The sequence below is a fragment of the Mycobacterium sp. NPDC004974 genome (assembly GCF_053600815.1).
Window position 1 is genome coordinate 183,541 of record NZ_JBSGAQ010000010.1, and the last position, 19,947, is coordinate 203,487.

General features: G+C 64.9%; 19 protein-coding genes and 1 tRNA gene. 11 read left to right on the forward strand and 9 right to left on the reverse strand.

What is annotated here, in order from left to right; all coding sequences use genetic code 11:
• Positions 1-15 precede the first annotated feature (15 nt).
• Entirely contained in the window at positions 16-1,380 is a 1,365-nt protein-coding gene (locus ACWEFV_RS22065) for a flavin monoamine oxidase family protein (RefSeq protein WP_450071725.1), read from the reverse strand.
• Between the two features lie 429 nt (positions 1,381-1,809).
• Between ACWEFV_RS22065 and ACWEFV_RS22070 the strand changes: the two genes are divergently transcribed.
• The 3 genes from ACWEFV_RS22070 (at position 1,810) to ACWEFV_RS22080 (ending at position 5,928) form a co-directional block, all read left to right on the forward strand.
• Complete coding sequence (locus tag ACWEFV_RS22070; RefSeq protein WP_135455241.1) at positions 1,810-2,382, forward strand: hypothetical protein; 573 nt, start codon at positions 1,810-1,812, stop codon at positions 2,380-2,382.
• A gap of 211 nt (positions 2,383-2,593) precedes the next feature.
• Positions 2,594-3,040, forward strand: a complete 447-nt coding sequence (locus ACWEFV_RS22075) for an MmpS family transport accessory protein (RefSeq protein WP_450071726.1) — start codon at positions 2,594-2,596, stop codon at positions 3,038-3,040.
• A complete protein-coding gene (locus ACWEFV_RS22080; protein WP_450071727.1) occupies positions 3,037-5,928 on the forward strand; it encodes an MMPL/RND family transporter in 2,892 nt (963 codons plus the stop codon). Before ACWEFV_RS22075 ends, ACWEFV_RS22080 begins: the two co-directional genes overlap by 4 nt.
• A gap of 117 nt (positions 5,929-6,045) precedes the next feature.
• On the opposite strand, the gene ACWEFV_RS22085 is transcribed toward ACWEFV_RS22080, so the two are convergent.
• Together ACWEFV_RS22085 and ACWEFV_RS22090 are read right to left on the reverse strand one after the other, a co-directional pair.
• Positions 6,046-6,513, reverse strand: coding sequence for a hypothetical protein (locus tag ACWEFV_RS22085; protein ID WP_450071728.1), 468 nt, complete (start codon positions 6,511-6,513; stop codon positions 6,046-6,048).
• Positions 6,514-6,661: 148 nt separating this feature from the next.
• Positions 6,662-6,961: a hypothetical protein gene (locus tag ACWEFV_RS22090; RefSeq protein ID WP_135455262.1), complete on the reverse strand. Its 300-nt coding sequence runs from the start codon at positions 6,959-6,961 to the stop codon at positions 6,662-6,664.
• A 145-nt stretch (positions 6,962-7,106) separates the two neighbouring features.
• Here ACWEFV_RS22090 and ACWEFV_RS22095 point away from each other — a divergent pair, with 145 nt between their 5' ends.
• From ACWEFV_RS22095 to ACWEFV_RS22120, 6 genes are all read left to right on the forward strand, one after another.
• Entirely contained in the window at positions 7,107-7,847 is a 741-nt protein-coding gene (locus ACWEFV_RS22095) for a hypothetical protein (RefSeq protein ID WP_450071729.1), read from the forward strand.
• Entirely contained in the window at positions 7,844-8,206 is a 363-nt protein-coding gene (locus tag ACWEFV_RS22100; RefSeq protein ID WP_450071730.1) for a hypothetical protein, read from the forward strand. Before ACWEFV_RS22095 ends, ACWEFV_RS22100 begins: the two co-directional genes overlap by 4 nt.
• Before the next feature lie 71 nt (positions 8,207-8,277).
• The gene (locus tag ACWEFV_RS22105) at positions 8,278-8,679 is read left to right on the forward strand and encodes an ester cyclase (RefSeq protein WP_450071731.1); all 402 of its coding nucleotides are present in this window, start codon (positions 8,278-8,280) and stop codon (positions 8,677-8,679) included.
• Between the two features lie 33 nt (positions 8,680-8,712).
• The gene (locus tag ACWEFV_RS22110; RefSeq protein WP_450071732.1) at positions 8,713-8,922 is read left to right on the forward strand and encodes a hypothetical protein; all 210 of its coding nucleotides are present in this window, start codon (positions 8,713-8,715) and stop codon (positions 8,920-8,922) included.
• 420 nt (positions 8,923-9,342) lie between these two features.
• A complete protein-coding gene (locus tag ACWEFV_RS22115; RefSeq protein ID WP_450071733.1) occupies positions 9,343-10,041 on the forward strand; it encodes an MspA family porin in 699 nt (232 codons plus the stop codon).
• A 74-nt stretch (positions 10,042-10,115) separates the two neighbouring features.
• Positions 10,116-10,805, forward strand: coding sequence for an MspA family porin (locus ACWEFV_RS22120; protein WP_450071734.1), 690 nt, complete (start codon positions 10,116-10,118; stop codon positions 10,803-10,805).
• A 322-nt stretch (positions 10,806-11,127) separates the two neighbouring features.
• Here the strand turns inward: ACWEFV_RS22120 and ACWEFV_RS22125 are convergent, their stop codons facing one another.
• Positions 11,128-14,148: an ATP-binding protein gene (locus ACWEFV_RS22125; protein ID WP_450071758.1), complete on the reverse strand. Its 3,021-nt coding sequence runs from the start codon at positions 14,146-14,148 to the stop codon at positions 11,128-11,130.
• Between ACWEFV_RS22125 and ACWEFV_RS22130 the strand changes: the two genes are divergently transcribed.
• On the forward strand, positions 14,102-14,314 hold the full coding sequence (locus ACWEFV_RS22130; protein ID WP_450071762.1) for a hypothetical protein: 213 nt from the start codon (positions 14,102-14,104) through the stop codon (positions 14,312-14,314). The two genes, ACWEFV_RS22125 and ACWEFV_RS22130, sit on opposite strands and share 47 nt — an antisense overlap.
• 362 nt (positions 14,315-14,676) lie before the next feature.
• Here the strand turns inward: ACWEFV_RS22130 and ACWEFV_RS22135 are convergent.
• The 3 genes from ACWEFV_RS22135 to ACWEFV_RS22145 form a co-directional block, all read right to left on the reverse strand.
• A tRNA-Pro gene (locus tag ACWEFV_RS22135) sits at positions 14,677-14,753 on the reverse strand.
• Positions 14,754-14,844: 91 nt separating this feature from the next.
• Positions 14,845-16,221 carry an APC family permease gene (locus ACWEFV_RS22140; protein ID WP_450071735.1) on the reverse strand — a complete coding sequence of 459 codons (1,377 nt, stop codon included), beginning with the start codon at positions 16,219-16,221 and terminating at the stop codon, positions 14,845-14,847.
• Between the two features lie 11 nt (positions 16,222-16,232).
• Positions 16,233-17,123, reverse strand: coding sequence for a carbon-nitrogen hydrolase family protein (locus ACWEFV_RS22145; RefSeq protein WP_450071736.1), 891 nt, complete (start codon positions 17,121-17,123; stop codon positions 16,233-16,235).
• Between the two features lie 100 nt (positions 17,124-17,223).
• On the opposite strand from ACWEFV_RS22145, the gene ACWEFV_RS22150 reads away from it, so the two are divergent.
• A complete protein-coding gene (locus ACWEFV_RS22150; protein WP_450071737.1) occupies positions 17,224-17,985 on the forward strand; it encodes a FadR/GntR family transcriptional regulator in 762 nt (253 codons plus the stop codon).
• On the opposite strand, the gene ACWEFV_RS22155 is transcribed toward ACWEFV_RS22150, so the two are convergent.
• A complete protein-coding gene (locus ACWEFV_RS22155) occupies positions 17,982-18,899 on the reverse strand; it encodes a sulfite exporter TauE/SafE family protein (protein ID WP_450071738.1) in 918 nt (305 codons plus the stop codon). The two genes, ACWEFV_RS22150 and ACWEFV_RS22155, sit on opposite strands and share 4 nt — an antisense overlap.
• 243 nt (positions 18,900-19,142) lie before the next feature.
• Entirely contained in the window at positions 19,143-19,910 is a 768-nt protein-coding gene (locus ACWEFV_RS22160; RefSeq protein WP_450071759.1) for a sulfite exporter TauE/SafE family protein, read from the reverse strand.
• Positions 19,911-19,947 lie beyond the last annotated feature (37 nt).

Genomic DNA, 19,947 nt, shown 5'->3' on the forward strand with positions numbered 1-19,947 from the left:
GCTACGTGGGCTTTATTACGCGGCTACCACGCTCTCGGCTGCCATCACCTCCGCGGCAGCGCGCTCACCTGACCGGACCGCACCATCGATCCAGCCGCACATGATGGCCGAACTCTCCGTACCGGCCCAGTGGATCCGTCCGCACGGGGCCCGCAACGCGGGCCCGAACTCGGTGAGCACACCGGGCGGGGCGTGACTGATCATTCCGCCACCCGAATACCGTTCGACCGTCCAGTTCTGCTCGTGGTAGCTCACCGGTGATGCGGCCTGCGGACCGAACCGGTCGATCAACTCACCGATCACCACGGCTTTGCGCTCGGCCGCGTCGAGCAGCCCGAGCCGACGGGCGGCGGGCCCTTCGGTGATGACGCACATGATTCCCGGCGTACCGGTGTCGGTACAGGCGTCGATGGTCAGCGTCGCAGGGCTGCCGGGCGCGGCGGACTGGCCGCACAGCCCGTCGGCGCGCCAGAATGCCGATTCGTATACGACCGAGATCTTGAAGACCGCGCCGCTGGGCATCCGCTGATGAAGAAACATGCGGTCCACGGGAAGCGTTGGCTCATAGATGATCTGGCTCGCCACCGCCAAAGGGACGGCGACGATCGCCTGCCGCGCTCGTACGGTCATGTCCTCGGCGTGGACCGTCACGTAGTCGTCGTCGTGCGAGATAAGGTGCACCGGTTGCGAAAGGTGCAGCGCGCCACCCAGTTCGGCTGCCATCGGCCCGTAGACGGCACCCATGCCCCCGTGCACCCGCGCATCCTGGGCACCGCCCTTGTTGGAGATGACGAAGACCGGCCCGCCGCCTGATCCCATCTGGTGAAGGGCCCACAACAATGACACCTCAGATCCTGCCGAGGTGTAGATGCCGGCGAGCGCCATGTCGAGCATCTCGCGCGCATGCTTGGAGCGCATGTGACGGTTGATCCACTCCCCCAAGCTGATCCGGTCCCACTCGACCGCCCTCTTCGCTTCCCACGGGGCGTCGAACGGAATGGTCCTGCACATGAGCTCCACCTCGAGCAATCCGGCGCCGAGGTTGGCGATCGCCCAGGGGCTCATCGCCCAGGGAATCGTGCCGGAATAGCGGTGCTGTTTGCCGTCGAGGATCATCATGGCGTCGCCGTCGACGTACTCCTTGTACTCTTCGACGCCGAACTCGGCCATCAGGGCTTTGATCCGGTCCTGCCCAGGTCCGATCCAGGCACCGCCGCGGTCGATCCACGTTCCGTCATCGAGCACCTCGGTGAAGGTCCGGCCACCGACCCGATCACGAGCCTCGAGCAGGGCCACGGAGTGACCCGCCTGCTTGAGCCGCAACGCCGCGGTCAGGCCGGCAAAGCCCGCGCCCACTACGCAACAATCGACGTCTTTCATGGGTCGCCCCTCCCGTTTTTTACGGGCCAGATTCGCTCAAATTACGCCGTCGTCAACCGCTCCGTGGGCACTGTGGACCGACCGGTGTGGTAAATGCCATAAATTTTGCCCACCCGGGCACAGGTCACCCCGATCGAGTCGACTTCGGCCGGCCTCGAACATCGCGCCCGCCCCCTGATATCCGTACCGGATGTCGGGTGTGCGATGATTTCTGACCTGCCGATTCGCCGGGGTGCGCCCATTGTTCACCGCGCGTTCGCCGGGCACCCGCGCCCGTCAAGCCTCGGTTGACGCCGGACCGCGAAAATGGTTGCCATCGACAGCACCAGACAACTTCGTGATTCCGGGGATCGTTCACCCCGCCGGTAGGGTCCGGTCCTCGTGGGTAGAGACCAGTTGAAAAAGGATCGGTGCCGCCGATCTGCAGTCATGGCTGCGGTCGTCGTGCCTGCCGCCGCACTCCTCGTCGTCGGCGCAGACACCGCGCCGGCCCCCCAGAGCAACGCCGAGGCGGTAGCCGCCCCCGTCGTCGCGCCGGCCGCCGCGCCCGCAGCACCGGCCGTACCCGCCGAGCGCCCCGTACGACGGAACATGCGGTTCCCACTGCCCGCCGGCCGGGCCTCGGAGAAGGGCCTGCAGGTCGAGACCATCCTGGCCGCCCGGTCCGTCAGCGCGCGATTCCCGCAGATTCTGGACATCGGCGGAGTCCGGGCCGATTCCATGAAGTGGCATCCCAATGGTCAGGCGATCGACGTGATGATCCCGAACTACGGCACCCCGGAAGGTAAAGCGCTCGGCGACCGGATCGTGGCCTATGCCCTCGACAATGCCGATCGGTTCGGCGTGAACCACGTGATCTTCCGCCAGCAGATCTACTCCCGCGACAGGGCTCCCCGAATGATGTCGGACCGCGGCGGGATCACCGCCAACCACTACGACCACGTGCACATCGCCACCAACGGCGGCGGTTTCCCCACCGGGCACGAAACGTACCTGACCTAATTCAGGCCGTAGCGGTTCCCTTACGGCTGCCTCCCCACCGGCAGCAGCGTGCTTCATCGACCCCGTTCACAGGCGACGCACAGCATTATTCCCGAGCCACATGGTTGTGGTGTCCGGCCCCGTGCCATACCGTGTCAACCTAGTTGATTAGTAGTCCTAGGGGAAAACTCCCACGGTCCGCGCCTGCCACCGCGCATTGAAAGGGTCACGGATGCAGCGGTTTTCGATCGGACGCCGGCTGATCCGACGCTGGATGTATCTGGTGGCGGTGGTGGTGATCGCGCTGGCCGGTTTCCTGGTGTTCCGCCTGCATGGCATCTTCGCATCCGAGGACGTCACGTCGACCCCCAGCGGCTCCGGCAACGACATCGTTCCGTTCAACCCCAAGCACGTGGTCCTGGAGGTTTTCGGGCCTCCCGGCACGGTGGCAACCATCACCTACCTGGACGTCAACGCCCAACCCCAGCGCGCCGACGCCGTCACGCTGCCCTGGACCTACGACACGACCACCACCCAGCCCGCCGTCGCGGTAAACGTTTCCGCGCAGGGCGACAGTGACTCGATCGGCTGCCGGATCAAGATCGACGACGTGATCAAGGACGAGAGAACAGTGAACACCGTGAACGCCTTCACCTACTGTCTGGACAAATCCGGATGAGCAGCCAGCGGGTTCCGGATCTGATCCGGCGGTTCTCGGTGCTCATCGCACTGTTCTGGCTGGGCCTGGCGGTGGTGACGAATGTTTTTGTGCCGCAGCTGGAGACCGTCGCCGAGTCGCACAACGTGTCGCTGAGCCCGCAGGATGCGCCGTCGCTGCAGGCCGCAAAGCGGATCGGCAAGGTGTTCGACGAGTTCGATTCCGACAGTTCGGCAATGATCGTCCTGGAGGGCGATCAGCCGCTCGGCGCCGACGCGCACCATTACTACGACGGCTTGGTTCAAAAGCTCCGGCAGGACACCAAGCACGTCCAGCACATCCAAGATTTCTGGGGCGATCCGCTCACGGCGGCCGGCTCGCAGAGCGCCGACGGCAAGGCAGCGCTGGTGCAGGTGTACCTCGCCGGCAACCAGGGCGAGTCGTTGGCGAATGAGTCCGTCGATTCGGTGCGTCGCATCGTCGATGAGACGCCGTCGCCGCCCGGCGTCCGGGCCTACGTCACCGGCGCCGCTCCCCTGGTCACCGATCAGTTCGAGGTGGGCCGCCACGGCACCCTGAAAACCACGCTGATCACCCTCAGCGTGATCGCCGTGATGCTGTTCTCGCTGTATCGCCGTCTCACCACAGTGTTTCTCGTCCTCTTCACCGTGATGATCGAGCTGACAGCATCCCGCGGCGTCGTCGCCGTGCTCGCGAACGCGGGCATCATCGAGCTGTCGACATACTCGACCAATCTGCTGACGCTCTTGGTCATCGCGGCCGGAACCGACTATGCCATCTTCATTCTCGGCCGTTTTCACGAAGCGCGTCACGCCGGTCAGGACCGCGTCTCGGCGTTCAACACGATGTATCACGGAACCGCGCACATCATCCTGGGTTCGGGCCTGACGATCGCCGGTGCGGTGTTGTGCCTGACGTTCACCCGGCTCCCCTACTTCAACAGTCTTGGCGTGCCTGCCGGAATCGGTGTCCTCGTCGCCGTGGTCGCGGCACTGACCCTGGCCCCGGCGCTGCTGGTGATCGGCCGGCACTTCGGCCTGTTCGAGCCGTCCCGTCCGATGCGCACCCGCGGGTGGCGACGCATCGGTACCGCCGTGGTCCGCTGGCCCGGGCCCATCCTGGTGGTGACGATCGCCATCGCGCTGATCGGTCTGCTCGCCCTGCCGAGATACTCCACGAGCTACGACGCCCGGCCCTACATGCCGGCCGGCGCCCCGGCCAATATCGGTTATGCGGCAGCGGAACGTCATTTCTCGCAGGCCCGGCTGAATCCCGAACTGCTGATGGTCGAAACCGACCATGACCTACGCAATCCCACCGACATGATCCTGCTGGAGCGCGTCGCCAAGGCGGTCTTTCACACCGACGGCATCGCTCAGGTGCAGTCGATCACCCGCCCGCTCGGCACGCCGCTGGACCACACGTCGATTCCGTTTCAGATAAGCGCGAGCAGTGCGGCCCAGATCAACAATCTGCCTTTCCAGCAGGCCCGCACCAACGATCTGCTCAAACAGGTGGGCGTGATCAACAACTCGATCGAAATTCTGCGGCAGCAGTATGCGCTTCAACAGCAGTCCAGCGCCATCACCGACGAGCAGAGCAAGGCGTTCCAACAGACGGTCGCCACGACCAAGAACCTGCGCGACAAGATCGCCGACTTCGATGACCAGTTCCGCCCGCTGCGCAATTACTTCTATTGGGAGCCACACTGTTTCGACATCCCGATGTGCGCGGCACTGCGGTCGGTATTCGACGCCCTCGACGGCATCGACGCGCTGACCGAACAGCTGGGCAACGTCTCGGGCAGTATCGCCAAGCTGGATGCGCTGCAGCCGAAGTTGCTGGCGCTGATTCCGCCTCAGATCGCCAGCCAACAAACCAACCGTGACCTGACGATGACGAACTACGCCACCAATTCGGGACTCAACGACCAGAGTGCGGCGGCATTGCAGAACGCCACCGCCTTGGGCCAGGCATACGACGCATCGAAGACCGACGACTCGTTCTACCTGCCGCCGGAGGCGTTCACCAACCCTGAATTCCAGCGTGGACTCAAGCTTTTCCTGTCACCGGACGGCAAAGCCGCCCGCATGATCATCACCCACGAGGGCGATCCCGCTACGCCCGAAGGCATTTCGCACATCGACGCCATCAGGCATGCCGCGCAGGATGCCGTCAAGGGCACTCCCCTGGCCGGGTCCAGGATCTACCTGGCCGGTACTGCCGCCACCTACAAGGACATCCAGGACGGCGCCAGGTACGACCTGATGATCGCGGCAATCGCGGCACTCAGCCTGATCCTTCTGGTGATGATGTTCATCACCCGCAGCATCGTCGCCGCGATCGTCATCGTGGGCACTGTGGCACTGTCCTTGGGCGCGTCATTCGGGCTGTCCGTGCTGATCTGGCAGGACATTCTCGGGATCGACTTGTACTGGATCGTTCTCGCGCTGGCCGTCATCCTGCTGCTGGCCGTGGGGTCGGACTACAACCTGCTGCTGGTGTCCCGGTTCAAGGAAGAGATCGGCGCCGGCCTGAACACCGGCATCATCCGGGCGATGGCCGGCTCCGGTGCCGTGGTGACTTCCGCCGGTCTGGTGTTCGCGGCCACCATGGCCTCGTTCGTGTTCGCCGACTTGCGGATCCTCGGTCAGATCGGCACCACGATCGCCCTCGGTCTGTTGTTCGACACGCTGATCGTGCGCTCGTTCATGACGCCGGCGATCGCCACCCTGCTCGGGCGCTGGTTCTGGTGGCCGCTGCGGGTGCGTCCCCGCCCCGCGAGCCAGATGCTTCAGCCCTACGGATCGCGTTCGGCGGTACGTCAGCTCCTGCTGTGGGAGGACGGAGACCCGATCGCTGGGTCGTCACGCCCCAACAAGGCCTGAGCCGGAACTGTCCGAGAGACTGAAATAGCTTGTCCTTCACCGAAACTGCACTCAGGGACAGAAATTGTGCCGATTCTGACCCTGAGTACAGTCTCGGCGACGATCCGGACGTCCGGTTCAGGTGCCTACCTGCGCCACCGGTTCAGAGACCAGCGTCGGCGCTGACGGCAGCTTTCCCTTCAACGCCGCGACCCGGCGCAGCTGCGCGGCGATGTTCATCGACGTCAGCATCGGGATCCCCCCGATGAACGTCCGGAACGAGGGGTTGCCGCCGTGGACGTGGAGTTCGTACAGACAGCCGACCACGTAGAAGAATCCCATGCTGAACAGGACGGCGGGCATCGCGTACGCCAGCGGGGATCTCGCGTCATTCACCAGTTCGGTCGCGTAGTCGAACTCGTCCTGGGACATCGGCTCGCGCTTGCGCAGTTTGGCCAGCACCGCCTTGTGCGCGCCCACCTTTTCGCCGAGCGATGCGGGGGTGCGGCGCTCCAACCGGCCGATGTACACGAAGACGCACGCGGCGAACGTCGCTGCCATCACGCCGGCAAGAATCGTGAGATCACCCCAGACGCCGAGATCCACGTGGCCGCTCCTCTGCTTGCTGCCCGGACGTCGCCATCGGCCCGAAATGCGACAGCGCCGGATTACCTAGAGCCGCTAACAACGCTACCGCAGGTTCGACTCGCGCAGACAGCGGAAACAGGCCTTTCGCAGGAAAGTCGGCCGGGTGCTACTCGGTGTCGTCGAAGGCTTCGAGGCGCTGGCCCACCCGAGCCAGCGCCTCGTCGAAGATCTCGACCTTGTCGCCGCGCTTCTCGTTGGCCGGTTGGGCGGCGCCACGGGCGCCCTCGGCCTCAACTCGGGCCGCACCCTGTCGCCGCAACAGGCTGAAGTTCTTCTCACGTACTTGTCTGAGCCGGCTCTGCAGGTCCTTCAGCGACTTCTCGTCCATGCGTGCCAGAGCCTCGGGATGGCTCTCGGCGATCAACGAGCTTTCCTGCTGGGTCAGGTTCACGTGGTTGCTCACCATTGATTCATAGCGCGCCCCGGCTACACGGGGAAGGGATTAGCCATGTGAGGCAACACTAGGCCGTGGAATTGCAGATCTTCGGCGCGCCGGAACCGGCATCGGACGCAACCGGCGCGATGATGCAGATGTGGTTGATGATGCGAATGTGACAAACGTCGTGCCGGCGCCCCAGACATCCGGGCCGGAGCCTGACGAGGGGCGGGTTGAACCACAGACGGTTGCCGGCTCGCAGTCGCAGCAGCAGCGCGTGTGGTCGATGCCCAAGCCCGCGGTGACGCGCAAGCAGGCCGACGAGGTGGGACGAATCGCGCGCAATGCCGCCACGGCGGTGATCCGGTTCGTCGCCGACATTGCTCGATATGGCGCCCAGGCCGTGAGGCAGTTGTCCCGCGCGATCGAGGCGGTGCCGCCGACCGTCCGCCTGCTGACCCTGGTGGGTGTGACGATGCTGCTGGGCATCGTCGGCGCAATCGCACTGCAGAATTCACTCGGCCTGGCCTGCATCGTCGTGGTGGTCCCGGTGTGCTCGATCACCCTCGGCGCGCTCGGACACCGTTGGTACAACGGACTCGGCATCCAGCCCGTGGCGCGCGAGGAAAACCCGGCCGCCGCAACCTCGGCGCCGGAGCTGCAGCGTTCGGTCGAATATGTCGACAAGAAGCTCACCGTCGCCCTCAACGCATTCAGCGCTGACCGTCAGCAACACGCGATGATCGCGCTGTTCCAGGCCAAGACGGCCATCGAACTCACCCTCGGGACGGAGCCGGACGCGGCGAGCGACATCGACGCGCTGCTGCCTGCGGAAGACCACGATCCACGGCCGCGCATCAGGGCAGGCTCCGCGCCCAAATCCTTGCGAGAAAGCAATTCCCTGGCGGCGTCATGACCGACGGGCACACCCTCTCCGGCCAGGTCGCGCTGATCGAGGACGACTACACATTGGTCATCAATCGCGGCGCCCAGGCAGGTGTCGTGCCCGGCATGATCTTTGCCGTGCACTCCGAGTCGGGTCAGGTGATCACCGATCCCGAATCCGGCCGGGAATTGGGCAGACTCACGCGCGAGAAGCTTCGAGTGCGAGTGTTCGATGTACAGCCATTGTTCTCCCGCGCACACACATTCGCCAGGACCGATGACTTCTACGGACTGTTTCAGGCGACGGCCGTGGTCACGGTAGACGTCGGCGACAGCCTTGAACTGGTGGTAGACGAAACCGGGTCCCGTCGGGCTGCTGCGTCCGGGTAGCGCGCGAGTTGCCTCCCTGCGGGCATCCCAAAACCCCTACGGCCACGGCAGGAGAGTGGGATCGTGCAGACATGCGATCAACAGAGATCGTCACCGCGTTCTGGAACGACGTCTGGAACGCCCACGAAGCCGATGCCGTCAGCCGGTTCGCCGCCGCAGACATCGTCATCGAAGCAGGCGGTCAGAAAATCTCGGGGCTGGACAACGTCAAACACTGGGTGCAGCAGTTCCTCGACCACGTCAACGACTTGCACGTCAACGCACTCGAAACCTTTCAAAACGAGGATGGCACCCGCGTGACCTCCCGGTGGGTACTGACGGGGACCAATAACGGCATTCTTGGCACCGAACCCGACGGTAAACCGATCGCCTTGACCGGCACAGCCGTCTGGTCCGTGGCCGACGGCAAGCTACAGCACGGTTGGGTCGAACAGGCCTCATTCGAGCTGTACCACCTGTTGCTCTCGAAGTAGCGCGCTGTGCGGGCACGACTCGGGCGGCGTGCGATGGCAGCGAGCGCGCTCGCGCTGTCCGCCATCATCGGCGCGCCGAGCGCCTCGGCCGAACCGATCGCGACCTGCACCAGCGACGTTGTCGATGGCGTCGAGGTCGATTACTGCGTCGGCAACCCGAACGCGAACACGGACACCGTAACCGGGGTGCCGGGCGTCAACGTCGACTTCGAATTCGGCTTGGGAATCAACCTGGGCTTCTGAGCTGCCCAACTCACCTCGCGCGACGATCGAACGATTTACGACGTTGACCCGAACCCACCTCGGAGCAAGCCGCTCGCGATTCAACGGAGCTGCACACCGCGTCCGCGGATCGGAGTGTTTCGAATCATCCCGATTTTTGCCCGTATCAACGACGTTGGTTTTCGCTAGCGTCTAGCGATCGTCGCAATGCGGGAGGAACACGGTTGAGATCAAGACACACGGGCAGGTGCCTTTGATGTGTTGCGTGGCTGGCGCAGAGGTCCTGCCGGACCCCCACTAGATGGAACGCCGCCTCAATTCCTCGCCTTTGTTCACCGTTTGAAAACTCGACCCATCGATGCGGCAGTCCCCCTCACCACAGGGATCCCAAAGCTCTATGTCACTCCCCAAATCTCAACCACGAGAGGCGTATTAACACGCATGTTGAATCGTTTCGCCACCCTGGCTGCCGTCTGCATGTTGGCACCCGTAGCGTTGGCGCCCCTCGCGTCGGCCGACCCGCCCCCGCCGCCGCCGGACCCCGCAGCGCCCGTTGCCGCGCCGGCCGGTCCGTCGCCGGACACCGGCGCCGTGCCGTCCTCACCCCCAGGAGTCCTGGACACCCCCGACGGCTGGCACGTGAGCGTGGCCGGCTCCAACGAGACCCTGCTGCCGGTCGCACCACTGACCACCGCGGTGTCCTCACGCGAATACCTCGTCGGCGGCACCTTCACCGGGAAAGTCTCCGGCGGCGGCAAGACCAAGCTCACCGGCGGCACGCTGGAAGCCGGCGCCCAGATCGGTTGCGGCATCATCACCGATGAGACCGAAATCAACCCCGGCGCCAGCTTCACCCCGGGTCTCAGGATTCCGTTCACTGGCTCGGCCAGCGACGGCAGCCTGGGTACCGGTATCAGCTTGCAGGGCAAGGTCTATCTCAAGCCGGGCACCGTCACCATCGTCCCGATCGACAAGAAGTCGTTCAAAGGCACCGGAACCCGCGTGACCATCACCGGCGTGCGGATCAAGTTCGACCAGTGCGCAGGCCAGTCGTTCATTCGCACCTACGCGACCCTGACCAGCTCCACCGACAACACCGACGACGTCATCACCTACCTCGGCGTCACCAAAGCCGTCTGACCGTGACGATGATTCGCCCCGCTGACCACGCTGATCCCTCGGATTCGAAACCCATGAGAGGCACAAGTTCCCGCATGATGAATCGCTTCGCCACCTTGGCCGCCGTTTGCCTCTTGGCCCCAGTTGCGTTGGCGCCCTTGGCGTTAGCCGACCCACCACCCCCACCGCCGGAACCCGCAGCGCCGGCGGTCGATGCCGGGCCGCCGCCAGACAACGGACTGGTCGCCTCCGCCGAACCAGGTGTCGTCACCACCCCCGACGGCTGGAAACTCACCGTTTCCGCCAAAGACGAGAGCCAGCTGCCGGTCGCACCACTGACCACCGCCGCCTCCTCCCGCGAATACCTCGTCGCCGGCACCTTCACCGGCACCGTCACCGGCGGCGGGTCCACCTCGCTGACCGGCGGCACACTCGACACCGGCTACCAGATCGGCTGCGGTATCGAACTCGGCCAGGTCCGCCTCGTCGGGTCGATCGGTCTGAGCACCTCGGGCTCCACCCTGGCCGGCATCATCCCGACCGGCGTGAGCATGCCGATGTCGGGCACCGTGGAGATCCACCCCAAGCCCGGCACCGTCACCAACATCTCGGTGAACAAGAAGTCGTTCAAGGCCGCCCCGGTGCGCGTCACCCTCAAAGACGTTCACATCAAGGTCGACGGCTGCGTCGGTCAGTCCTTCCTGCGCTCCTACGCCACCCTGACCAGCTCCACCACCGACACCGACGATGTGGTCGCCTACTACGGCATCACCAAGTCGGTCTGACAGGCTGATGTGAAAGCGAAACACGAAGGCATGAGCGAGAACCCGTCCGGCGCGTCGACCGTCAAGAACGCGATGGCCAACCTCGCCACAGCTGGTGATCAGCTCCGCAGGCGTCGCGAAGTACCCGACCCCGATGGGTCTCCGTAGACATACCAAAGCTCGCGCCGGCCGCGGCATCGTCACGGCGTTCTGGGATGACGTCTGGAACGCCCATGAAGCCGATGCCATCTGCCGGTTCGCCGCGGACGACTTCGTTATCGAACAGTGCCGACGGTCCAGACGTGTTGTCAGCTGGCGAGAACCAGAACAGCTCCGCGTGTCATTACATTGCTTCGGCCCACGCGATATGGCCGTCGAGGCCAAGCTTTTTCGCCATGTCGAGGTGGCGGGCCCGCAGGTCCGCGTAAGCCGTGGCATCCCCGCGAGCCCGCGCGAGACGCGCACGGAGCCTCAAAAGCCAGATGTCGCGCATCACAAAATGCTGTTCAGCTGGTGCGGCCGCTACCCGGTCGATTGCTGCCTCGGCCTCAGCTACATCACCATCGCGTCCGCGATCAAGCAGTGTCTCGACCAGTACATCGGTTGCAACGATGCCCCACCCCTGCAGCCATCCGTCCGGGAACAAGTGATCGACGGCGGTACGCATGAGCGACATCGCCTCATCACACTGTCCATGCCGCGCCATCTCACGGGCGGCGTAGACGTTGACGATCGGTAGATCACCCAGGTTGTGGCTCCCGCTTACGAACATTTCGCGGACTTCCGTCAGTAGCTGCCGTCCGCGGTCGCGCTCCGCAGCCGTCGGGCGATGCATCAACGCAAGGCCCAACGTCCACCGGGCGAAGGCCAACGCTAGGTCATCACTGGATCGTTCGGCGATCCGCAATGCATCTTCGATCTCGCACATCGTGCGATCGTCGGGCCTCAACGCGCCGAAGGGAATGCCCGGGAGGTAGATGTAGGTGATCACCGTGGTGTAGGACATGGGGTCGGCGCTGCGGGCGATGTCCAGACTGTGTTGCAGGACGTCGCGCCAACCCGTAAGGCCCAGGCAATACCGGGCGAAAGCCAGCGACGTGTATGCAAGGGCTAGCGGTGATCCGAAGATGAAGTTGCCTTTCGACGGATCACCGTCGGCCAGGTCGATAACCTGCTGTGACCAGCGCAGTACGTCGCTGACCTCGGCGCACTCCATCTTGACGTAGATCGCGGGCCAAGATAGCCCCACTGTCAACGTCGCGTCGCCGATTGACTCGATAAGGGTCATGGCTTCGGATGCCAGCTGCGACGCGTCACGTATCCGGTCCTGAAACGCCAGATCGATCACCAGTCCTGCCATGGCGATGGCCAGCGACGCTTTGTCTCCGGCGGCACTGCACAGCTTGTGCAATTCATCAAAGCGGTCGCCTGCCACGTTGGCATGGACGCGATACGCGGTTCCGCACAACATGGTGCGAGGAGCGATACGCATCGCCGCTCGGTACGGATCGTCGACCGGTAGCGCGTCGGCGATCTCTACGGCTCGCTCCCAGCTTTGCCGCGCCGCGCCGATGTCACGGTTGGTCGCCCAGGTTGCTGCCCGCATGTGCCAGCCGTAGGCGGTCTGCAGATCACCGCTGGCCTGTAGGTGTTCGGCGATCAGCGCTGCATTCTCATCGGCCGCTGCCGGGTCCCGGGATTCGATCGCGGCTGCGACTCGCCGATGCAGCTCTGCTCGATCGGATTTCAGCTGAGCCTCGTAGGCCACCATGCGAATCAGCGGATGGTGGAACACATACTTGGGTTTCCGGGTGAAGCTGACCTGATCGATGAGCTGAGCGGCCAGAAGATCGTCGACGACAGCTTCGACGCCCAGCGCAGTGAGCAGGTCCGGGCCAAACCGCGAGCCAATGACCGCTGCCGCGCCGAGCGTGCGCTTGGCTTTTGGATTCAATCGGTCCACGCGAGCGGCGATGGCGGCCTGCAACGTGGCAGGCACACTGATCTCTCCACCCGTTGCGGTCGATACGTATACGCCGGTCTGTCCCAGCAGCACGCCCCGCTCGGCCAGTTCGCGCACGATTTCCCCGGCGAAAAATGGGTTGCCGGCCGCCCGCTCGCCGATCTTTTGGCCGATCTCGCCTACGGAGGGGTCCTGGCCGATCAACTCGAAGACCAGCTCCATGGTTTCTGAATCACTTAGCGGTGCAAGGGCGACGGTCTGGGCCCCAGCCACGCGGCTCAAGACGCCGTGGTATTCGGGTCGGTAGGTAACCAGCACCAGCGAGGGGGTCTGCGGGATCACAGTGAGGAACTCGGCCAGCATCGATTCGCTGACCTCATCGATCCAGTGGGCGTCTTCGATGACGTAGACCGTTGCGGCCTGGCGGGCCAGGGATGCACCATTGACCAACGCAGTCAACCGCCTGCGCCGCGCGTCCGGGTCGATGTTCGGTAGCTCGATGTCGGGATCAGCGATACCTAGCAGGTCCTCGAAGAGCGTCAGGTCCTCGGGGTCGGCGTCGCGAACTCGCGTACGAATATGGGCGCGGGCCACGTGTGCGGCAAGACCCTCAACCCCGGTGGCGGCGCGCAATAGTCGGGCCACCACACGAAACGGAACGTCAGTGGCGTGCGATTCGCAGAATGTGGTGAACACCTCCACGTTGCGGCTTCGAGCTATCGCGGCAACGTCGCGTACTAAACGGCTCTTACCGATGCCAGGTGAGCCCACCACGCCGACCACACAGCCATGGCCTTCGATGGCGCGGTCCAACAGACCTTCGACGGTGGACATCTCCCATTGCCGTCCAACGAGATTCGACTCAGTTCGCCGGACAATGTGACGGCCCTCCGGCACGCCCAGGAGACGTTGGGCACGCGCTGGTCGATCGGTGCCTTTGATGTCGACACGCTCAACTTCACTGACGGTCGCCGCGCCGTCGACCAACCGCGCGGTGGACGCGCTGAGCATCACTCCGCCGGGCGGGGCCACCGATTCCATTCGTTGCGCCATCCCGACTTGCTCACCGATCGTGGTGTAACCGAATGGTCCTCGACCAAGTTCACCGGCGATCACCTCGCCAGAGTTCAGGCCCACTCGCAGAGCCAGTTCCACGCCGTCGCGGACGTCAATGTCGACGGCGAGCCTCTTCGCCTCCTCCTGGATGCCCAGCGCCGCGAGACAGGCACGAAGAGCGTGATCCTCCAGTGCGACCGGCGCACCGAACACGGCCATGAGGCCATCGCCGGTGAACTTGTCCACCGTGCCGCCGAAACGCTGCACGACAGCTGTCGCGCTGTTGACCAAGTTGGTCATGATCTCGCGCAATCGCTCCGCCCCGACTGCTGCCGCGATGTCCATCGAGTGCACCACGTCGGCGAACAGCACGGTGACCTGCTTGTACTCGGCCGGTGGCGAATCGGCCGAGACGGCTGCACCGCACTCGCTGCAGAACTTGGCCTTCTCGTTCAGCGCAGTGCCGCACGATCCGCAGGACCGCTCTGCGGTGGTCACCTCACGGACCTGACTCCGTTTCGATCACCTCAGTATCGTGTCACCACCGGTCAGACTTGTCTTCCGTGATTCCGATACGGACGTGCACTTTGTTCGCAATCACCCAACGCGTGTGGTTCCGGCTGGCTTCGCATGTTCGGGTTGAAGAGCCCTTGCCGTAGTCGACAGCGCACGGTCAATGACGTCTGCGCCAAGCCGCCGAAAAACTGCCGAAAGGGAACCCTCCGCATGAGCGAAAGTGCCTTTGATCTGTGTCGGGCTGACAGGAGCCGCCGGCGCGACCGCCTCGTACCTCGGCGGGCGCTTCGGCTCCCGGCATCACGTCCCCCGAACATGAAAAAACTCGCTCGGCTTCCGCCGGCGAGTTTATTTTCATGGTCGGGCTGACAGGATTTGAACCTGCGACCACTTGACCCCCAGTCAAGTGCGCTACCAAGCTGCGCCACAGCCCGCTTGCTTCCGGCTTGCACCGGCAGCGAGTCGAAAGCTTACCGTAGCCGTCCACCCTTCTTCTAATCCGCCCCACCGGTCACACGGTGAGGCTCACTGCGCCGCGGGTTCGGCGATCGCCGTCTCGGCCTCGTCGACGGCGATCTCCGGTGGCAGCCCCTTGAAACCGTGACTCGTCACGGCCAGCACGACGATGCCGACACCCAGCCAGCACAACCCGAGGATGATCGCCCGGTGGTCGAGCTGCAGCAGCAGGTACGACGTGATGACCGCACCGATCGCCGGCGCGACGACGTACAGCAGCGGGTTGTGTACCTCGCCTGCGGCGCGGCGACGGAAGTAGTAGACGACCACCGACACGTTCACAAGGGTGAACGCCACGAATGCCCCGAAGTTGATGAATGACGTCGAGGTCGCCACATCGAGGAACATCGCCAGTAGGCCCACCGTGCCGACCATGACGAGGTTCGCCGCCGGGGTACGGAACTTGGCGCTGAGGGTGCCGAAAACCGACCGTGGCAGGGTGCCGTCGCGGCCCATCGCGAACAGCAGACGCGAGGCCGAGGCCTGCGCGGCGATGCCGGACGCGAACTGAGCGAGGATCAGGCCCGCCAGGAACACCGCTCCGAACAGGTTGCCGCCGATCTGCTTGGCGATCTCCAGTGCCGCCGACGACGAATCGCTGAACTCCCCACCGGGATGCACCAATTGGGTGGTGTAGGCGACGATCAGGAATATCGAACCGCCGATCAACGCGATGAGCATGATGGCGCGCGGCATGTTCTTGCGCGGGTCGATGGCTTCTTCGGTGAACGTGGTGACCGCGTCGAAACCCAGGAAGCAGTAGGCGGCGATCGCGGCACCGGCCGTCACTCCCCCGATGCCGGCGCCGACTCCGGTGAACGGGCTGGCACTGACCAGCCCACCGGCACCACCGCTGCGGAACACCGAGGCGACCGACAGCGCCACGAACAACACGATGACGAGCAACTGGAACGCCATCAGCACGTAGTTGGCCTTGTCGGCGACCTTGATGCCGACGACGTTGAGCACGGTGGTGATCGCGATGAACCCGAGCACCCACACCCAGCCGGGCACCCCGGGGAACTGAGCCTCCAGGTAGGCCGCCCCGATCAGCCAGATCACCATGGGCAGGAACAGATAGTCGAGCAGCACCGCCCAGCCGGTGAGGAATCCGATGCGCGGATCGATCGTGCGACGCACGTAGGTGTAGGCCGATCCGGACACCGGGTAGGCCGCCGCCATCCGGCCATAGCTGGACGCCGTGAACAGCATGGCCACCAACGCGATCAGGTACGCCGACGCCGACGCCCCGGCTGTCGCGGCCGCGACCACGCCGAAGATGCCGAGCACGATCAGCGGCGTCATGTACGCCAGACCGAACAGCACCAGTGAGCGCAGCCCTAGGGCACGCACCAAAGTCGTTTGCCCGCTTGATGTGCCTGTCATTGCGGTGCCTTTCAGTCGGCGTTGACGGTCGAGGCTGACCAGCGCTGCGGATCGATCCGCCCGTCGTACAGCGGCAGTGCTATCGGGCGGTCGGACGGCCCGAACTGATCCCACATCCGGTTGGTCCCGGCGGTGCCGCGCTCGCGTACCGCGGCGACGACCCCGAAGTCGATGTGCTGGTAGAGCACCCCGGGCGTCTCGTCTGAACTCTCCTGCAGTACAGCACCTTCCGGGTCGACGATGATGCTGCGCCCCATCCCGACCGGGCCCGCACAGTTGACGCTCACCGTGAATACCTGGTTCACAATCGAATTGGCGCGTGCGAGCACCAGCTCCTGATGCCGGTCGGCGGTGGTGGTCTTGACGACGTTGACGATCACGTCGGCACCCATCCAGGCGAGATGGCGACTCACCTCGGGGAACCAGGCGTCGTAGCAGATCGACAAGCCGAGCCGGCCCACGTCGGGGATATCGGCGGTGACGAAATGTACACCCGGCGTGTACTTCTCGAACGGCCGCCACGGGAAGATCTTGCGGTAGAACGCCGCCAGGTGTCCGTCGGGCGCGAAAACCGGTGCGGTGTTGAAGAATTCACCGTTTTCTCCCAGCTCACAGACGGAACCGGGTACGAGCCAGGCGTCAGCGGCGCGGGCAACCTCGCCGAGCGCCGCGATCAGCGGACCGTCCAGCGGCTCGGCTGCCGCGGCCAGTAATCCGGTGTCGTCGGTGCCGAAGAGGTGGATCTCCGGATACACGATCAGCGCGGGGCCTGCCACGTCCGACCGAACCCGCAGCACGTCGGCCGCGAACTGCGCGACGGTGTCGTCCCGGCCGAATATCGGCAGACCCGCCAAGTCCAGAGGCGCCGCCTGAACGGCAGCGACCGTGATGGATCCGGACACCCGGGACCTCCGAAAAGTTAATAGCCCAAATTGAGCGAATTTAGCGAGATATTAGTTCAGCATGAACGAATAGCGCAATAGCTCCCGTACCCTGAGTGCCATGACGTTGCAGGTCGGTGACGCGCACCCGGCGTTGAGCGCCCCAGCGGTCGCGGGCATCACCCGACTCAGTGCGGCCGATACGGTTCGGGCGCGCCTTGAACTGGCCATGGAGTTGGACCTGATGGCCACCGGGGAACGGCTGCCCGCCGAACCCGACATCGCCGAAGCCCTCGACGTCAGCGTCGCCACCGTCCGCCGGGCCCTGCAGTCAATGGCCGACGAGGGTTTGGTGATCCGTCGGCGCGGCCGGGCCGGCGGGACATTCGTCGCCCACAGCGGTGCCCGCGTCACGCCCGACGCCGATCGTCCGTCAGCCGCGTTCCGCGCCGACGCCGCCGAGGTGCGCCGCCTGATCGACCTGCGCGCACTGGCTGAGGACGCGCTCAGCGCCGCCGCGGCGCACACCGCAACCGACGAGGAACTCGATGCACTCGCGGCCATCGTCGCAGAGGCGGCCGCGACCACCGACTGGACCGGCTTCCACAGCGCCGATCAGCGCTTCCACGAATCAGTCGCCGCGGCAAGCGGTCTCGACTGGGCAATGAACACGTACTGCGACGTGCTGCACGGGCTGTACCGCTACTTCATCCCGTACCCGATCGGTTACCTACACCAGTCCAATCGCGAACACGCGCAACTGGTGGAGGCGCTACGCCGACGCGACAGCCGAGCGGCATCCGAGATCGCCCGCAATCACGTACTGTCGCTCCACAAGACGATGTACGTCGGTTTACCGCAGCGTGCAAACGGGTCCGGCTAGCCCCGTCCCACCGGCTCTCCGACAGTGGCGACCACCGAATCGGCGACATCCCGCGGCGACCTCGAGGTCTGCCAAGCCCGGACCAACAGCGCCGCCCACGCCACCACGATCGCCGCGTAGATCCCTGTCGACCACGGCCAGTGCACGCCGAAGTAGTGCACCAGCTTCTGACTGTTGGTCAGCAGGATGACGCCACCGACGGCCGCACCGAGCAGCGCCGGGTTGACCCGGCTCACCAACCAGGCGGCGAATGGTGCGGCAATCACTCCGCCGACCATGAGCCCGAGCACCACGGGCCAGTTCTCCAGGAATTCCTGGCGGAGCCCGACCAGGAAGCCGATCGACGCCGACACCGATACCAGAAATTCCGAGGCACTCACCGAACCGATCACGGTCCGCGGGGCCGTCTTACCCTGCGACAGCAGGGTGCTGGTGGTCACCGGACCCCAGCCGCCCCCACCCGATGCGTCGATGAAGCCGCCGAACAGGCCCAGTGGGGCGAGAAACTTCGCGCTGTGACTGGTGCCGTGCTCCCCCAGGTTCAGCGGAGCGCCCAACGAGAAACGCAACAGCACGTAGATACCGATACCCAACAAGATTGCCGCCATGAGCGGTGCCGCGGATTCCGTCGACAACGATGACAGCACCGTGGCACCTGCGAACGCACCTACCGCGCCCGGAATCCCGAGCTTGGCCACCAGCGGCCAATCGATGTTCTTGAAACGCCAGTGCGACACCGCTGACGCCAGCGTCGTCCCCACCTCGGCCAGGTGCACCGCGGCACTGGCCTGCGCCGAAGCCACCCCGCTGAGCACCAGCATGGTCGTGGCCGTGACACCGAACGCCATGCCGAGAGCACCATCGACCAACTGGGCTCCGAGGCCGACGAGCGTGAAGATCAGAAGCGAACGCATGGGTTCGGCTGCTTTCGATTGTGGTCGCCGGGCGACCTGATGACTAACGGGCGCGGATCAGATGCGCGCGCGACACCATTCGTCGAAAGCCATCAACCGGCGCGACGGCCAGAACGGCTCGAGAGCAGCAAGGGCAGAAGGTGCAGTGCGGTATGCACGTTCAGCCACCGGTCGCCCCTCTCCCTCGTCGTCAGACAGACTGGGCAAGCCTACAAGAGTCCAGGGGGAAACCCGCCGACGGGCTCACACCGTCAACAGTCGGTACAGCCCGATCAGGCCCACCACCACGATGACCGCGCGCAATGCGTTCGGCGACAGCCGGCGGCCGTAGTGGGCCCCGAGGAAGCCACCGATCAGCGAACCGACTGCGATCAGACCCGCCGCTTCCCAGCTGATCCGGTCGAATGCGACGAGCGTGTAAGCGAGCGCGGCCACGATATTGACCAGCAACGACAACAGGTTCTTGGCGGCGTTCATGCGCTGCATGGACTCCGGCAGCAGCGCACCCATCACCGCGATCAGCAGGATCCCCTGGGCTGCGGTGAAGTATCCGCCGTAGACACCAACGGCGAACGTGCCGATCACCAGCACAACCATGCGCTGCGGGCTGACATGGTCTGCCGACTGACCCGAGGCCTCGGCGCGCTGCCGCACCCAGGCTTGGATCCGCGGGCCGACCACCACCAGCACCAGCGCCAGGATGAGCAGGATCGGCACCACCGTGACGAACACTTTTTCCGGCAGGTGCAGCAGCAGCCAGGAGCCCAGCCCGGCACCGATCAGCGATCCGGGAATCTGCCAGCGCAGCCGCTTCCACTGCCCGCGCAGTTCTCGCCGGTAACCCCAGGTGCCCGACACCCCGCCGGCGACCAGACCGACGGCATTCGACATCGTCGACGTGACCGGCGGAATCCCCAGCGCCACCAGCGTGGGGAAAGTGATCAGCGTGCCGGACCCGACGATGGCGTTGATCGCTCCCGCGCCGACACCGGCCAGTGCGATCAGGATCATGTGGGTGACAGACACTCGGGCCACCCTATCGGCCCGA

Coding starts and splice junctions, on each gene's coding strand:
- ACWEFV_RS22065 (WP_450071725.1), bottom strand. CDS start 1,380: ATGAAAGACGTCGATTGTTGCGTAGTGGGCGCGGGCTTTGCCGGCCTG.
- ACWEFV_RS22070 (WP_135455241.1), top strand. CDS start 1,810: ATGGCTGCGGTCGTCGTGCCTGCCGCCGCACTCCTCGTCGTCGGCGCA.
- ACWEFV_RS22075 (WP_450071726.1), top strand. CDS start 2,594: ATGCAGCGGTTTTCGATCGGACGCCGGCTGATCCGACGCTGGATGTAT.
- ACWEFV_RS22080 (WP_450071727.1), top strand. CDS start 3,037: ATGAGCAGCCAGCGGGTTCCGGATCTGATCCGGCGGTTCTCGGTGCTC.
- ACWEFV_RS22090 (WP_135455262.1), bottom strand. CDS start 6,961: ATGGTGAGCAACCACGTGAACCTGACCCAGCAGGAAAGCTCGTTGATC.
- ACWEFV_RS22100 (WP_450071730.1), top strand. CDS start 7,844: ATGACCGACGGGCACACCCTCTCCGGCCAGGTCGCGCTGATCGAGGAC.
- ACWEFV_RS22105 (WP_450071731.1), top strand. CDS start 8,278: ATGCGATCAACAGAGATCGTCACCGCGTTCTGGAACGACGTCTGGAAC.
- ACWEFV_RS22110 (WP_450071732.1), top strand. CDS start 8,713: ATGGCAGCGAGCGCGCTCGCGCTGTCCGCCATCATCGGCGCGCCGAGC.
- ACWEFV_RS22115 (WP_450071733.1), top strand. CDS start 9,343: ATGTTGAATCGTTTCGCCACCCTGGCTGCCGTCTGCATGTTGGCACCC.
- ACWEFV_RS22120 (WP_450071734.1), top strand. CDS start 10,116: ATGATGAATCGCTTCGCCACCTTGGCCGCCGTTTGCCTCTTGGCCCCA.
- ACWEFV_RS22130 (WP_450071762.1), top strand. CDS start 14,102: ATGATCTCGCGCAATCGCTCCGCCCCGACTGCTGCCGCGATGTCCATC.
- ACWEFV_RS22125 (WP_450071758.1), bottom strand. CDS start 14,148: ATGGACATCGCGGCAGCAGTCGGGGCGGAGCGATTGCGCGAGATCATG.
- ACWEFV_RS22140 (WP_450071735.1), bottom strand. CDS start 16,221: ATGACAGGCACATCAAGCGGGCAAACGACTTTGGTGCGTGCCCTAGGG.
- ACWEFV_RS22150 (WP_450071737.1), top strand. CDS start 17,224: ATGACGTTGCAGGTCGGTGACGCGCACCCGGCGTTGAGCGCCCCAGCG.
- ACWEFV_RS22155 (WP_450071738.1), bottom strand. CDS start 18,899: ATGCGTTCGCTTCTGATCTTCACGCTCGTCGGCCTCGGAGCCCAGTTG.
- ACWEFV_RS22160 (WP_450071759.1), bottom strand. CDS start 19,910: ATGATCCTGATCGCACTGGCCGGTGTCGGCGCGGGAGCGATCAACGCC.